We start from the raw sequence: 13,865 nt of genomic DNA, 5'->3' as shown, positions 1-13,865 counted from the left end.
TCGTCTGCATCGCAAACCAAAACGAATTTTGAAGATCCGCTTCACTGCGTTCTCTGCTATGTTTAAAAGGAATCTTTATTCGTACCTGCAATCAGCCTCGATTCCCCTCCTGATTTTGTCAGTTCCTCCATGGGGATTCCACATTCTCTGGAGAGGATTTCCATCGTCCTTGGGGAGCAGAAGCCTGATTGACACCGCCCCATTCCGGCTCTGGTCCTGCGTTTCACCCCGTCCAGCGAGCGCGCACCTAAAGGTCGGTGGATCGAATCCAGAATCTCCCCTTCGGAAATCATCTCGCATCGACAGATGATATTTCCATAGGCCGGGTTCTTTTGAATCAACTCGTTACGTTCTTCCATCGAAAGCTTGGAGGGGTCTAAAATTCCTTTTCTTCTGCCCTGAAAATGTGGATTTTCTGTCAGTCCCAGCTTTTTTCTTAAAATTTCTGCGACCATTTCCCCAATTGCCGGAGCACTTGTCAGCCCTGGAGATTCTATTCCCGCACAATCGATAAAACCTGGGGCGTCATTTGCCTCTTCTATCACAAAGTCATGTCCGTCCTCATGGGCACGCAGGCCTGCAAAACTGGTAATCACTTTTTTAAGAGGAAGGCCGCTTACATTTTGTCCTGCCTTTTCTGCAATCGCTGCCAGACCATCCGCAGTTGTATTGGTTCCCTCTTTATCTTCGATGTCCGCTGCTGTCGGCCCGACCAGTAGATTTCCATGGATTGTCGGAGTGACCAGGATTCCCTTCCCAAAGTTTGTAGGAAGTGCGAAGATAGTCCGTGTCACCTGTGTCCCAGCGCTCTTATCAAGCAGATAGTATTCCCCTTTTCTTGGGGTAATGTTAAGTTTTTTCTCACTCACCATATTATGGAACTGGTCCGCATAGACACCTGCCGCGTTTACAATATATCTAGTTTCATAATCACCTCTGGAGGTCTGGACCCAAAAGCCTAGTTCTGTCTTCCTGATTTTTTGCACCTCGGTATCCAGATAAAATTCGATTCCATTTTCATTCGCATTCTCCGCAAGTGCGATGTTCAGACTAAACGGACATACAAGCCCGGCACTTGGCGCATAAAGGGCGGCGATCACGTCCTTCGACACATTCGGTTCTATGGCAAGTACCTGTTCCCGGTCCAGAATCTTTAGCCCCTCTACTCCATTTTTCTCTCCCCGTTCCTTTAATTCTTCTAACCTGTGAAGCCCATCCTTTTCCCTGCATATTACCAGAGATCCTTTTCGTGAAAATGGAAAATCCAGCTCCTCTGACAGTTCTCCCATCAAATGGTTGCCGCGGACATTGAGCTTCGCCATTAATGTCCCCGGCATGGCATCATATCCTGCATGAACGATCCCGCTGTTCGCCTTCGAAGTTCCGCAGCAGACATCCTCTGCCTTCTCAAGCACACAGGCCTTGACCTGATATCTGGATAATTCCCTCGCCACTGCACAGCCGGATACACCGGCACCTATAATAATTACGTCATACATTTTCTTACCTCCCATAAATCTTCTGAATCAGCCACATTTAAATGTACATAAAAACAGAGCCTGACAAATAAACATATCTGCTGATATGTCATCTGCCAGGCTCTGTTCTCATAGGCATACGCTATTCATTTCTATTCTTATTATACCGTCCGGTCTGCTAAATTTCAACCCACATCTTAAAGAACTCCCCATGACTGAAGAATTATCGTAACTGTGCACAGTTACAAATTATCTATTTATGATAATACAGCCTGCACACCTCATCCCCCTTGGCAATGCTTTTTAACAGCTTCAACTCTCCGCCGTAAGCCTCGCCGATTCCGTGGTCTCCGCACATCGCAATATCACACAGCAACGCGATTTCTTCATCCGTACATCCAGCTTTCTGCCATGCCTTTACCAGAGGACAGTAGTGAAAATCGATTGCTAATACTTCTGGAGTACTTTTCCTGATCTTCATCTCAAACACCCACTGTGCCGGCTTGGTGAACAAAGTCTTTCGAAGTCCGGTAAAGTCCTTTGTTCCGCCTTTCTTGACCAGACCTGCTCCCTGGCTCAGTCCGCACCTCTTGATTGCCGCACTTCCAAAGTCCTTCCATTCCAGTCCCCGCTTCCCGGCCTCATCACACAATAGATAGAGCCACGTCGCCCGATGTTCAAGTTGTTCACGGATAGCTGTAATCAAGGCATTCTTTATTTTGGGTTCATTTTTTACTCTGCTCATCTTCTTTTCTCCTATTCGTCATCCTTTGCCCATCCATAGGAATACTTGACAGCCTTATTCCAGCCGCGTAGCATCTTTTTGCGCACATCCGGTTCGATATCTGGCTCAAATACACGGTCGATCGCCCAGTTGGACAGAACCTCTTCTTTATTCTTCCAGTATCCGACTGCGATTCCTGCCAGATATGCAGCTCCCATCGCTGTTGTCTCTACGCACTGCGGACGTTTGACAGGAGCATTGCTTAAGTTCGCCTGAGTCTGCATAAGGAAATTATTCGCACTGGCGCCGCCGTCCACCTTTAAGGCGGAAAGCTTGATTCCTGAATCCGCCTCCATGGCCTCAAGTACATCATTCACCTGATAGGCCAAAGATTCTAATGTAGCACGGATAATGTGATACTTGTTCACTCCGCGCGTCAGCCCCACGATGGAGCCCCTGGCGTACTGATCCCAATGTGGAGCACCGAGTCCGGTGAATGCCGGGACCACATAACATCCGTTCGTATCGTCCACCTTCTGTGCCATATATTCGGAGACCTGAGAGGAATCGATGAGCTGCATCTCATCCCGCAGCCACTGGATGGCCGCCCCCGCAACAAAAATCGATCCCTCCAATGCATAATTTACCTTACCATTCATGCCCCAGGCAATCGTTGTCACAAGCCCATTCTTAGAAAACACTGGCTTTTCCCCGGTATTCATCAGCAGGAAGCAGCCCGTTCCATATGTATTCTTTGCCTCGCCTTCCCCAAAACATGTCTGCCCGAACAGCGCGGCCTGCTGATCCCCTGCTGCCCCGGCAATCGGAATCGGTGCGCCGAAAAATCCAGCATCCGCTTCCCCGTAAATACAGCTTGAAGGCTTGGCCTCTGGCAGCATACAAGCTGGAATTCCAAGCTCTGAGAGAATCTCCTCATCCCATGTAAGAGTATTGATATTAAACAGCATGGTCCTGGACGCATTGGAGTAATCCGTCACATGGACCGCTCCCTTCGTCAGCTTCCAGATCAGCCATGTCTCTACCGTCCCGAACAAAAGCTCGCCCCTTTCGGCCCGCTCTCTTGCTCCCTCTACATGATCCAAAATCCATTTTACCTTTGTCCCGGAAAAATAGGCGTCGATCACAAGTCCGGTCTTCTTACGAAACTGCTCCGTCAGCCCTTTGTCTTTTAAGCTGTCGCAATACTCCGATGTTCTCCTGCACTGCCATACAATGGCCTGATAAATGGGTTCCCCGGATTCCTTGTCCCAGACAATCGTTGTCTCCCTCTGATTCGTAATTCCAATTGCCGCAACATCAGCCGCCGTGGCATTGATATTTGCCATCGCCTGCTGTGCCACCTCAAGCTGGCTGGACCAGATTTCCTCCGCATTGTGCTCCACCCAGCCCGGTTTTGGGAAATACTGGGTAAATTCCTTCTGTGCCATACTGCACATCTCACCTTTTTCATTAAACAGAATACACCTGTTGCTGGTCGTCCCGGAATCCAGCGCCATCACATACTTCGCCATAAATGCAGCCTCCCTTTTCATCTTTTTGTTTTATCGATTTTGTTTTTTATCTCCCTTTATGCTTAAAGCATCCATACATCCTGGTTCGTCGTAGATACGGCAACTGCGCCCGCATCCAGTGCGCCCATCACATCCTCTTTATCCGCGATCAATCCACCTGCAATGACCGGAATCCGGCTGAGTCCGCAGATTTTCTTTAATACCTTCGGCATCACTCCCGGAAGCACCTCAATGAAATCCGGTCTGCCGCCCTTTTGCTTCTCCAGGCTTTCAATACTTTTCAACGCCATAGAATCTATCACAAAAAAACGCAGTACCGTATACATAGACAGCTCTTTTGCTCGGTGCACAAGCATAAGCTTCGTCGTGATGATTCCATCCGCCTGTGTATGTTCCTTTATAAAATCGACCGTGATCTCCTTGGAGCTAAGTCCAGTGACCAGATCGATGTGCACCAGTGCCGTCTTCCCTGCTGCTTTGATCCTCTCAACAATACTTCCTATGGTACAGATATCACCGAATAACACAAAAATCACTCTGATTTCTTCCATCTTGCAGCTTTTTTCCAGCCCTTTTTCGTCCTTTACGGCAGCGATCATGGGGTTGCCTTCCACGATGTCATAAAAATGATTCACCATTTCACCTCTTCTTCGTTTTTCATGCTATCTTCTCTGTAATCCATTATAAATTTAATTCTATATAAAAGCAACGGAAGATAAAAGTTTTTCCTTCCAGTAAACGCCAGAATCCCCTCCCTTGCATCCAAACTCTTGTAAAATAAGATCCGTCTTTGTTATGCTCAATTCGACAAGATTTTTAGTCTGTCAATCACATAAGAGGTAGTTCAGAAAGGAGAACGCACAATGGAAATAGGGATTCAATTAAAGGTAAAGCTGGATGCAAACACAATGTATAATATGGGACTGGATATTCCCACATCTATCTCCATGGAAAAACCATTTAATTTTGCAGTCATCCAGGAGACGGGAACCGGGGAAGCCGTGGTACGTGAAAATGTCATGCAGATCACCTTCGGTGACAAGGATCATATCTACGCACAGATTCAGCCTCCTAAGAGTATCATAGAGCTGGCAGGAATCGAGGAGTATATCGACAGCTTCCAGGCAAGTGTAACAGAGGGTGCCTATGACAAGGAGACCGGCAAATTTATAGAAACAAAGAACAATCTCCTAGAAGACACTACGGAAAGCTAAGAAAAGCGGAAAGGGTAAAAAATTGATCTTTCATATATCAATCAGTCTTAAGACAGGAAAATTTCTCAATGGATCACAAGAATGGCCCGTCCATGCAGGATTTGAGGGAAATCTGGATACACAGGCCTTTTATCTGCAGATGAAAGATCAAAAAACCCTGGATGCAGGCACCCTTCTCAAAGACATTATGGGAGATACAGGAACTGGCATATTGGAACACTGCAGGGTCGAAGATCTTGGCGTCTTTTTTCTAAATATGCCGCCCGATCCACAGGATGCCGAAAACGCCGTTTATCATCTGCTTGATACCATAGACTCTAAGGTATGCACCTCTGTTTCCGTCTTAACAAAAGGAAGCGAACTCGTCAAGGGAAAATGCATCTGTGTCTGGCTCATTGCAGACCTCTGCGATATTGAAGTCTTTTCGAGTCTTCTCAAGATAGGATATAACGGCGGCAGTCGTCTGGCACTGCTGGGGTGCTTTTGCAAAAGAGCACCAAATAGACTGGACAGCTATTTTTATGCGGCACTCCCTTCTATTCAATTGCTGAAAATATTTCATTTTGAAGATGTGAAATTAAAGTATCAATTGACAGATACAAAATATTTTGCATTATCCGGTCAGATCGGGCTGTGTATCGAGGAAACAGCCTTTGTATTTCGCGGGGACCTGGTGCTTGACGATGCCGGATACTGCGCGGCCCTTGAGAATGTCGGTCCACTGGATATCTTAAGACCATTTACGGGAAGAGTCGACGAGCTTTGTTTTGACAAGATAAGATTCCAGATGGAATGCACGTATCAGACCGCCCATTTGGCGGAACAACATACCTATTATCTATCCGCCAGCGTAATTTTTGCTCAGATCAAAACAAGCGGCCAGATTTATTTTCAGGATGGCAGCAGCATCCTGGCACAGGTACAATTAGACTCCGGTTTTTCCCTGGCCGCCTTGTGGGGCGTGATATTTCCATCCTTTACCTGGGATGCGGATGTCTTTGATTTGAAATTCCTAACAGGCACCCGCTTTTATTACTGCTCTGCCCCCGAAAAACTTATGTTTCCTGTTTCTGGAAATCCAAGCTATCAGAAGGGCTATGGCGTCCTATTATATGCAGAGATCACGCTGATTGCCACACTGGCTTTAAACGGAAGCCTTACAGTAACAGACGAAGCTCTGGAAGCGGCTTTGATTTTTCCGGCTCCGCTGGATTTATCTATCCTAAAGATCTGTGGAAATGATATGGAACACGGTCCTGAGTTCACCTTTTCCTTCCACAAAAATAGTCCCCTAAAAGAAAAGACCGCAAAGATCCAGGGCGGTCTCTGTTTCTTTGGTACAGATCTGGGGACAGGCACCGTGGAGTATACCAGTACAGTGAACGATTGGAGCCTATGTGTGAAACTCGCACTGCCTGAATTCATGCAGAGCATATTCGGAAAGACTCTGACCATCATTTATTCCAAAAGCAAAGGATTCAAACTGGAAAACCTGGAAGAAGTGCCTTTTTATAATGAAGCTCTGAATTTCATTAAACGGTTAGAACAGTATATTGAGGCCGCAAATAAAGGAGGAAAGTGCAAAGCCTTAAGCATCAAAGGAGAGAAGAACAAGCTGCAGCTAAAATTCCGGCTCAAGCCTGCCATCAAAGGGACTCTGGGAGGCAATGGTTCCGAACAGTCAGTCACTTTGGGCCTAACCGGCAGTCTTCTGGTCTTAGACCAGACACAAAAAACCATACTGTCGAGAGAACTTCCGTCCGATATCAGTATCACGATCGGAAAGGATTTTTCTTTCCAGAACCTTTATGATCAGGTCGTCGATATCCTGGCAGGCATCCTGGATTCTCTCATTTCGCTTCTGTTCGATGACAGTCATTTTGAGGACTTGGAAAAAATCCTGGAAATCCTTGTTATCGACCAGCTTGAGGATTATGCTGCCGGACTCCTATGCCGGAAATTAGTAAATGAAAAAAATGTCAGCAAACTCTTAGAGAAGGTCAAGCCAGGGACACAACCGGGTACGGAGCCGGGAACAGAACCTGAACCTGGAACGGAGCCATCTGGGGGCAGCGGCGGTTCTGGCGGGGGCTCTGGCGGTGGTGCGGCCGGAGGCGGCGCGGCTGCTGGTGGGGCCGGTGCCGGTGGGGCTGGGGCTGGTGGGGCTGGGGCCGGTGGAGCTGGCGCTGCGGCTGCTGGCGGGGCCGCGGCTGGTGGAGCTGGCGCTGGCGGCGGCAGTTCGGGCGGAAGCAGTTCGGGCGGAAGCAGTTCAGGCGGCAGTGGCTCAGGAGGCAGCGCCCCGGGCGGCACCACGGGCGAAGAGGAAAAGCTATCCTGTCCACAATTTCACGCAAACATCCGAGAGGCTTTCCTGGATCTCACAATCGAGAAAGTAGAGGATGCCGTCGGATATCAGCTCCATTTAATATGGGATTTCGGAGAAAGAAGAGAGGATATTCTGAACATCGATGCCTCACAAAAGATGCCCGTTTCCTTCTCTCTTCTGGACATTCCAGTTTACGGAAAGCTGTATCTGCAGGTAAAAGCGATTCACCAAAAAGAAGCCCTATCCAGTAACTGGTCAGATCAGATCTACCTCTATGAGATTACAGACTCGCTGATAATCTGTTGGGCCTGCCAAGCCGGATACTGCATCCGGGACTGCTATGAAGCATTAAAAAAACGTAACGTCGACATTGGAGATTACAGCATCCTAAAAAAAGTCTTAGAATTTTATGACCGCCCTGACACCAAGGAGGACATTGCAAGACAACATTTTTCCTCGGGCGACAGTGCATCCGTCTGTCTGGAGCATATTGACAAGGCACTTCCACATCTGTCCTGTCTGGATATCATGGACTGCATGTGGCATGCCGGATACCAGGAGGAAGAGATCAAGAGCGCCCTGCTTGAATTGAGAGCGGGATTGACCCACGAGGATGTCGATGGACTACTGGAAAAAATTTTACATAAAGGAGAAAATACATGAATATCAGATTAGAATTAGAAAAAATTATGGAAGCTTACAATACAAGAACCATTTCTACGGAGACTTGGCAGGCATCGATCGCCGAATTATTGAAAAGCTATGCCCCTCTGGAAATTGCGATCATCCTGAAGGAATTCTATCATATGGATGCCGAAGAAATCGCCTGTGCGATGCATAAAATCTCCGGGGAATACCCGGCCGTCACGGTGGGAGCAATTCTGCTGAACGAACGGATCTATCCGAAAACAACGAAAGAGGAAATGCAGCGAATCCTGACAAAAGTATTTCCTCAGGAGGATATTTCGAAGGCTTTACAGATTCTTTACCCTGCTTATGTCACTGTCGATGCAAGAATCTATTGGTATGACACGGGCGTGGATGTCGATTCCGACGAACTCCTTACTGTGACCTACAAAGGAGGACTGTGGAATATCAATCCAAGCCAGCCCTCCTGTGACGGAGAGGGCATCCGTATTATCGCCAAACCAGGGTATGCACTCCCTGGCCGCAATGAAGGCTGTCTGGTCGGAAAAATCGGGAATGGCAATGCCGAATATATCGGGAATCATTCGACCTTTTTAGGGCCGCGCAAAGGACGCTTATACCTGACCGCCAATGACGACATCTATCAGCGGTATGGAGCCGGATATAAAGATAATTACGGAAGTATTCAGGTAGAGATCAAGAAAGAATTACGGTAATTATCTTTAAAAATAGAATCAAAAGTCTGCTTTTATCAGCAGGGATAAAAAGAGAGCCGTAAAGGTAGCTACGCATAAAACAGTATTAACCGACAAACTGAATTAAGGTAGCTGCCCGTAAAGGGTGTAAAAAAACGAACGTATCGCCGCACGAGTGATATGTTCGTTTTTTTGTTTTTGATAAAAATTTATCCAAAATCAGTTGGTGATAGAAATCACTTTTGTTTGTTAATAATATACATTTATGTTATGCTAAGTATAGCTTGATTTGAAGGAGAGATTGTAGGTGAGCGAACTACAAAATATATTTAATAATAGAGAGATTGCAATCAGTATTTGGGTTGCACTTGCTGTTATAATATCTATCTTTATAAAACCTGTAAAACAATTTTTGAACTCCGTTATTCCAATACTGTTTTGTCACAAATTTGTTGTTTTTTATGTCGTTTTTTTATTTCATTTATGCTTGATGACATATTTCTTGTACGCCATAGGATTTTGGTCAATATCATTACTGAAAGATACAATTTTTTGGGTTCTATTCATTGAACTACCTTTATTTGTTAAAACCATTGAAAAAGCTAAAGATAATCATTTCTTTACAAAACTTATAAAAGATAACTTAGCTATTGCTGTAATTATTGAATTCGTCATAAATTTTTGGACTTTTGGTTTAATTGCAGAAATCATCATTGTACCAGTAACTGTTTTTATTGGTCTTTTATATGCATTAGCTGCACGAGAACAGAAATATTGGAAAGTCAAACAACTCTTTGATTGGATATTTGTTGCTTTTGGTTTTGTCCTTATTATCAATTCAGGTAAACATTTATACGAAAATCCTATGGGATTTTTTAATTTAAGAACATTGAAAGAGTTTTTGCTTCCATTATTACTACTCTTGCTTAATCTTCCTGTGATTTACGGATTAGCATTATATAATACCTATGAACAAGTTTTTATAAGAGTTAAAGGAAATAAAACCGAGAACATTAAAATGAAGTGGAGTATTATAAAGTTTTCCGGTATTTACTTGTCTAAAATTACAGCTATACACAACAATCTTCTGTACACAACTGTGATTAGTTTAACTGACAATGATATGAAGGAAAATTTGAAAAAGCTCAAAAATAAACTATCAATGCAAATTGGAGATAATTATATGAAAAGAGCAAATTATTATATTCTATGGTGTATCATTGGCTTCTTGATTTCTATATTGGGAATTGTTATTTGCAATTCCCAAGTTTCTTTAAAAGACCTTATCGCATTCAATTTTACGATGGATATTCCACGGGTTAAAGAGATAATCACCTATATTTGCTCCACTGGTGTCGTCTTTTCTTTTTGCTTCTTTATTTATTCTTTGGGTTTTAGAAAAAAGAAAAACGAAGAAATATCGCAGGTGAAGAAGTATGCTTTACATAATTTGCTTTATCTTATCAAAAGGCAATATGATGTGCTTCAAGAATTTCCACCAATTGATAAACCTAAGGAGCTTTTTGTGCAATATGTAATGAACGCATATGAGTTAAAAATTGAATGTGATAAAGATATTGCTTCTTTTGAAAACTTACTTGCATCATGGGAATTGGATACAATAAGGCAATTATATACATCAGTATCTAAAGTTGTTTTTAGTATTGGAATAGATGAAACTGAAATAAGCCGATATACTATGGAGGAATTTAATATCTATTATTCGGAAAAGAAAGGCGCCGCACCACAAAACGAACAAATAAATGTGTTCGTCCATGATGTTCAAAAGGGAATAGAAAAGTATTCCGATCAAATAAAATTATGTGTTGAAGAGTTTAAACGCTATTTTTAGCAAGGCTTTATTGCTGTGCTCACGTATACTGCGAAGCTACTTTTGGAACAAATACAATTCATTTTGTTACGCAGTAGAATCTCGTTTTTGAGGGGGATATCGCACGATTTTTTAATCCTTAAAGCGACATCCCTTTCCCGAAAACATTCTTATGCTGTTTTATGAGTGCCGCCCGTAAAAGTTCCTCTTTTTCATTGATCAGCGGATACGTTCTATCTGGATTTCTCCCAGATTCTCCAGATTTTCTGCATGATATACAAAATCAGCAGGTGCTACGAACAGAGAATCAATCGGAGCATCCATCCCCAGCACCTGAGTGAGTTTCTTTAATTTTCCGGCAAATTTATTTACAATCGGCACCATTTCGAAAGAGCCATCCCTCTCGATGGAATCCATAGCGATGGAATTTTCTGTATCTGCACTTGACAATGCCTGATAGAGCTGGGCAATGAGATTCTCCTCTTCCTCCACATCTCTTATCACGCACTTTACATCCGAAACGGCGTCAAGGTCAGACTCCTTAGTGGCTGCCAGCGAGATTGCGGCAGGTTCCTGAAGATCCAGCAGCCGGATCGTATGTGTCTCTTGCAGCATATTGTCCTGCTTGAATCCATTCTGTAATGCTCCGTGGATGTGGATTCGATACGCCTCTCCACAATCCTCATAGACCTGATAGACAAACTGAGAACATACCATGGAGCGGTTCTCTGGATGCTTCGCAAGCCTCTGCAAAAGCTTATCCAATTCCAAGCATGCTGCATCCATGATTCTCTCTGTAATAGATAACAGCCTCTTCGTCGGAGTAATCCTGCGGCATAAAAGAAGGCCCCCCAGATAAAGAAGCGCCGGGAAATTATATTGTGTCCCTGCATCCAGATACTTTTTTGCGGCCTGAATCAAGGGTGCCGAATCTTTTGATGGAGTCAGACGCAAAAGGTATGCAAAATCCCCTTTTCCTGTGCAGACCCGATTCTGTACCACTCCCGGAGCAATTGTTTCTACAATAGAATCCTTGGTATAGAACATTGCACTGTGGGAAACATCAGAATTGGTCAGCCATGCAATGGATCTGCTCAAGAAATCATCTTCTGCTTTAAAGATTAAAATGTCACCTGGTTGATAAGCTTTTTTCATGAAATACTCCTTTCATACTGGCGGATAATCTGTCCCCTGCCATGGCATGTGAATGTGCGGTGCGTCAGTTTTTTGGAAAAAGTATCATAGATAGCTGGAAAACATGATCATCCTGTGTAAACTTTAAGATTCCATTATATTTCTCAACTATCTTCTGGATGGAACTGACACCGATCCCTGTATGATTCTCTTTTGAAGACTGGAGGGTCTTTCCCTGCTCTTTCATGATACCATCATAGGAATTATCCTCCAAAATTACGACGGCTTTTCCTTCTCTTCGTATGGTAAATGAAATATAGGAATCCCGGCTGTTCTGTCTTATGCAGGCTTCCAGTGCATTCTCCAAAAGATTCCCGATGAGAACGACCTGATCCGGTTCTGGAAGCGGAACACGCCCCTCCAACTGGATATTCGCCTGAAAACGAATCTGCTCTTTACGTGCCTTCTCTTCATAGATGGATAGAAGTGCATTCAGCGTATAGTCATCACTGTACAGCCTGGCACTGTCAGAGGGCAGTGATTCCAGATACTGTTCGATATAATTCTGCAGTCCTTTTGTATTCCCATCATTTAAATATGTCTGAAGAATATTCACTGTATGACGCAGATCATGTCTTGCCCGGCGGGCATCGTCCATCTGTGCTTTCAGATTCTTGTATTGAATGGACTGGAGGCTGAATTGGTAACTTTCCCTCTCCAGGCGCAGTCTATCGTTGCTGTCCTCCACAAGCCTCAACACAAGATAGGTAACGAACAGAGCTCCTGCATTAAAGGTGACAGCGAACAGTACATTTTTCACACTTCCTGCATATACGATGATTCCACCATTGGAATAAAGATTATAGTAGTATGCCAGACAGAAGGTTGCCGGAATCAGCCACAGGAACTTCCAAATCTTTGTATTTGCCGGAAATTCCATCAATGGATTTAGTTTTTTATGAAACAACTGGTATACGAACGGATAGGAAAGGCAAAGAACCACCGCATAAATCAGGCTGGACCCAAATGAATACGGATATCCTGCTGCATCTCGAAACACGTAAAATGAAAAATAGTTTACTAATATCACGGTAAAACTGCCATAATTGAGCAGTGTCAGCAAAACGAACAAAAGCTTAGAAAGCTTTGCACGAATACTGAAGCGGTAAAAGCCTAAATAAATCACGATCCAGATGACTGACATGAACACCGCATAAAGAGGATTCGTCAATGCGATCACTCTGCTGGCAGAGAGCATGACATAGATCAGGAAGCACAGAACTACATTTGTCCTCACGGAAAAACGTATCTCTTTTCCAAACGCGCAAAAGGCCAATACTAAGTTGGGAATCAAATCTATTAATTGATATAAAAATATTTGTAAAACATCTACGAATGTGGTGTCCATAAGTTCTGCTTTCTTGTTTTCATGAAAATATAGTCGGAGTACATCTGCAATATCTTTGTGCGTTCCTTCTGACGTATCGGAATCCGCTCCCCATTGACCAATATAAAACAGAATTCATCCAGGTTCTCAATATGATCCATATTCACAATGCAGCCTCTGTAACAGCCTAAAAACTGTGGATATGACTCAAGCTGAAGCGTCAGTTCATGGAATGTCATTCTCGTACGTTCCATTTTCCGATCCAGAGTATGTATCTGGGCGTAGTGCCCGGAAATATCGCAGTATGCAATATCTTCAAGAAAAACACGACAAGTCCTGTAACCGTTCACGAACTCGATATATTCCTGCTGATGCCATGCCTCTATCTCCAGAAGAGAGAGTAATTCCGCCAGTTCCTGATAGGCAAAGGGCTTTACCAGGTAACCAGAAGCTTTGACTTTATAGCCCGCTATGGCATAATCCCGGCTGATTGTAACAAAAATCAGGATGGCCGGGTCGCCGGCACCGCGGATATACTTTGCAAGATCCAGACCGGAAAGTTGATCCATATAATAATCGATTAATATGATCTGATAAGTGCCGGGCTGATAGCTATGCAGAAATGTCTCACCATTTTCATACATATCAATCTCCAGGGCAATCGTAGGGAAATTACCAGCAAAATATTTATGTAGAAATAATGCAGCTTTTTCTCTGTCCATTTTTAAATCATCTATAATTGCAATTTTCATTTGCGGAACTTCCTCTTGGTAATTTTTACCATTGATTATACATTAAAACCTTTTTACCTGCAAATTATTTTACAATATTTGACAGTTATTGGACATCCACATGTCTATATAATAAACCATTTTTACTGTCCTGATAACAGCATT

The 13,865-nt window shown here is 43.9% G+C and carries 11 protein-coding genes; 4 read left to right on the top strand and 7 right to left on the bottom strand.

The window, feature by feature from the left end:
* Positions 1-62: 62 nt before the first annotated feature.
* From HGO97_RS20985 to HGO97_RS20970, 4 genes are all read right to left on the bottom strand, one after another.
* A complete protein-coding gene (locus HGO97_RS20985; protein WP_216244956.1) occupies positions 63-1,499 on the bottom strand; it encodes an NAD(P)/FAD-dependent oxidoreductase in 1,437 nt (478 codons plus the stop codon).
* A 232-nt stretch (positions 1,500-1,731) separates the two neighbouring features.
* Positions 1,732-2,223: an L-2-amino-thiazoline-4-carboxylic acid hydrolase gene (locus HGO97_RS20980; protein ID WP_216244954.1), complete on the bottom strand. Its 492-nt coding sequence runs from the start codon at positions 2,221-2,223 to the stop codon at positions 1,732-1,734.
* Between the two features lie 11 nt (positions 2,224-2,234).
* Positions 2,235-3,734 carry a glycerol kinase GlpK gene (glpK, locus tag HGO97_RS20975; protein WP_216244952.1) on the bottom strand — a complete coding sequence of 500 codons (1,500 nt, stop codon included), beginning with the start codon at positions 3,732-3,734 and terminating at the stop codon, positions 2,235-2,237.
* A gap of 62 nt (positions 3,735-3,796) precedes the next feature.
* A complete protein-coding gene (locus HGO97_RS20970) occupies positions 3,797-4,372 on the bottom strand; it encodes a glycerol-3-phosphate responsive antiterminator (RefSeq protein WP_216244950.1) in 576 nt (191 codons plus the stop codon).
* A 225-nt stretch (positions 4,373-4,597) separates the two neighbouring features.
* Here HGO97_RS20970 and HGO97_RS20965 point away from each other — a divergent pair, with 225 nt between their 5' ends.
* The 4 genes from HGO97_RS20965 to HGO97_RS20950 all read left to right on the top strand — a co-directional run bounded on the left by HGO97_RS20965 (position 4,598) and on the right by HGO97_RS20950 (position 10,469).
* Positions 4,598-4,948, top strand: a complete 351-nt coding sequence (locus HGO97_RS20965) for a hypothetical protein (protein ID WP_216244948.1) — start codon at positions 4,598-4,600, stop codon at positions 4,946-4,948.
* 139 nt (positions 4,949-5,087) lie between these two features.
* On the top strand, positions 5,088-7,937 hold the full coding sequence (locus tag HGO97_RS20960) for a hypothetical protein (protein ID WP_216244946.1): 2,850 nt from the start codon (positions 5,088-5,090) through the stop codon (positions 7,935-7,937).
* Positions 7,934-8,638 (top strand): hypothetical protein, encoded by a 705-nt coding sequence (locus tag HGO97_RS20955; protein WP_216244944.1) that lies wholly within the window; start codon positions 7,934-7,936, stop codon positions 8,636-8,638. The genes HGO97_RS20960 and HGO97_RS20955 overlap by 4 nt, the downstream gene beginning before the upstream one ends.
* A gap of 286 nt (positions 8,639-8,924) precedes the next feature.
* A complete protein-coding gene (locus HGO97_RS20950; RefSeq protein WP_216244941.1) occupies positions 8,925-10,469 on the top strand; it encodes a hypothetical protein in 1,545 nt (514 codons plus the stop codon).
* Between the two features lie 198 nt (positions 10,470-10,667).
* Here HGO97_RS20950 and HGO97_RS20945 read toward each other — a convergent pair whose 3' ends face one another.
* The 3 genes from HGO97_RS20945 to HGO97_RS20935 all read right to left on the bottom strand — a co-directional run bounded on the left by HGO97_RS20945 (position 10,668) and on the right by HGO97_RS20935 (position 13,721).
* Positions 10,668-11,603, bottom strand: a complete 936-nt coding sequence (locus HGO97_RS20945; RefSeq protein WP_216244940.1) for a hypothetical protein — start codon at positions 11,601-11,603, stop codon at positions 10,668-10,670.
* Between the two features lie 64 nt (positions 11,604-11,667).
* Complete coding sequence (locus HGO97_RS24305) at positions 11,668-12,879, bottom strand: ATP-binding protein (protein ID WP_216244939.1); 1,212 nt, start codon at positions 12,877-12,879, stop codon at positions 11,668-11,670.
* Positions 12,880-12,971: 92 nt separating this feature from the next.
* Positions 12,972-13,721 (bottom strand): LytR/AlgR family response regulator transcription factor, encoded by a 750-nt coding sequence (locus HGO97_RS20935; RefSeq protein ID WP_216244938.1) that lies wholly within the window; start codon positions 13,719-13,721, stop codon positions 12,972-12,974.
* Positions 13,722-13,865: the final 144 nt, after the last annotated feature.

Origin of the sequence: Faecalicatena faecalis, from assembly GCF_012524165.2 — a bacterium.
In the GTDB taxonomy this organism is placed as follows: domain Bacteria; phylum Bacillota; class Clostridia; order Lachnospirales; family Lachnospiraceae; genus Faecalicatena_A; species Faecalicatena_A faecalis.
The sequence above is the reverse complement of the archived record's forward strand: the minus strand, read 5'-3'. Positions and strand labels throughout refer to the sequence as shown.

Coding starts and splice junctions, on each gene's coding strand:
- HGO97_RS20985 (WP_216244956.1), bottom strand. CDS start 1,499: ATGTATGACGTAATTATTATAGGTGCCGGTGTATCCGGCTGTGCAGTG.
- HGO97_RS20980 (WP_216244954.1), bottom strand. CDS start 2,223: ATGAGCAGAGTAAAAAATGAACCCAAAATAAAGAATGCCTTGATTACA.
- glpK (WP_216244952.1), bottom strand. CDS start 3,734: ATGGCGAAGTATGTGATGGCGCTGGATTCCGGGACGACCAGCAACAGG.
- HGO97_RS20970 (WP_216244950.1), bottom strand. CDS start 4,372: ATGGTGAATCATTTTTATGACATCGTGGAAGGCAACCCCATGATCGCT.
- HGO97_RS20965 (WP_216244948.1), top strand. CDS start 4,598: ATGGAAATAGGGATTCAATTAAAGGTAAAGCTGGATGCAAACACAATG.
- HGO97_RS20960 (WP_216244946.1), top strand. CDS start 5,088: ATGAAAGATCAAAAAACCCTGGATGCAGGCACCCTTCTCAAAGACATT.
- HGO97_RS20955 (WP_216244944.1), top strand. CDS start 7,934: ATGAATATCAGATTAGAATTAGAAAAAATTATGGAAGCTTACAATACA.
- HGO97_RS20945 (WP_216244940.1), bottom strand. CDS start 11,603: ATGAAAAAAGCTTATCAACCAGGTGACATTTTAATCTTTAAAGCAGAA.
- HGO97_RS20935 (WP_216244938.1), bottom strand. CDS start 13,721: ATGAAAATTGCAATTATAGATGATTTAAAAATGGACAGAGAAAAAGCT.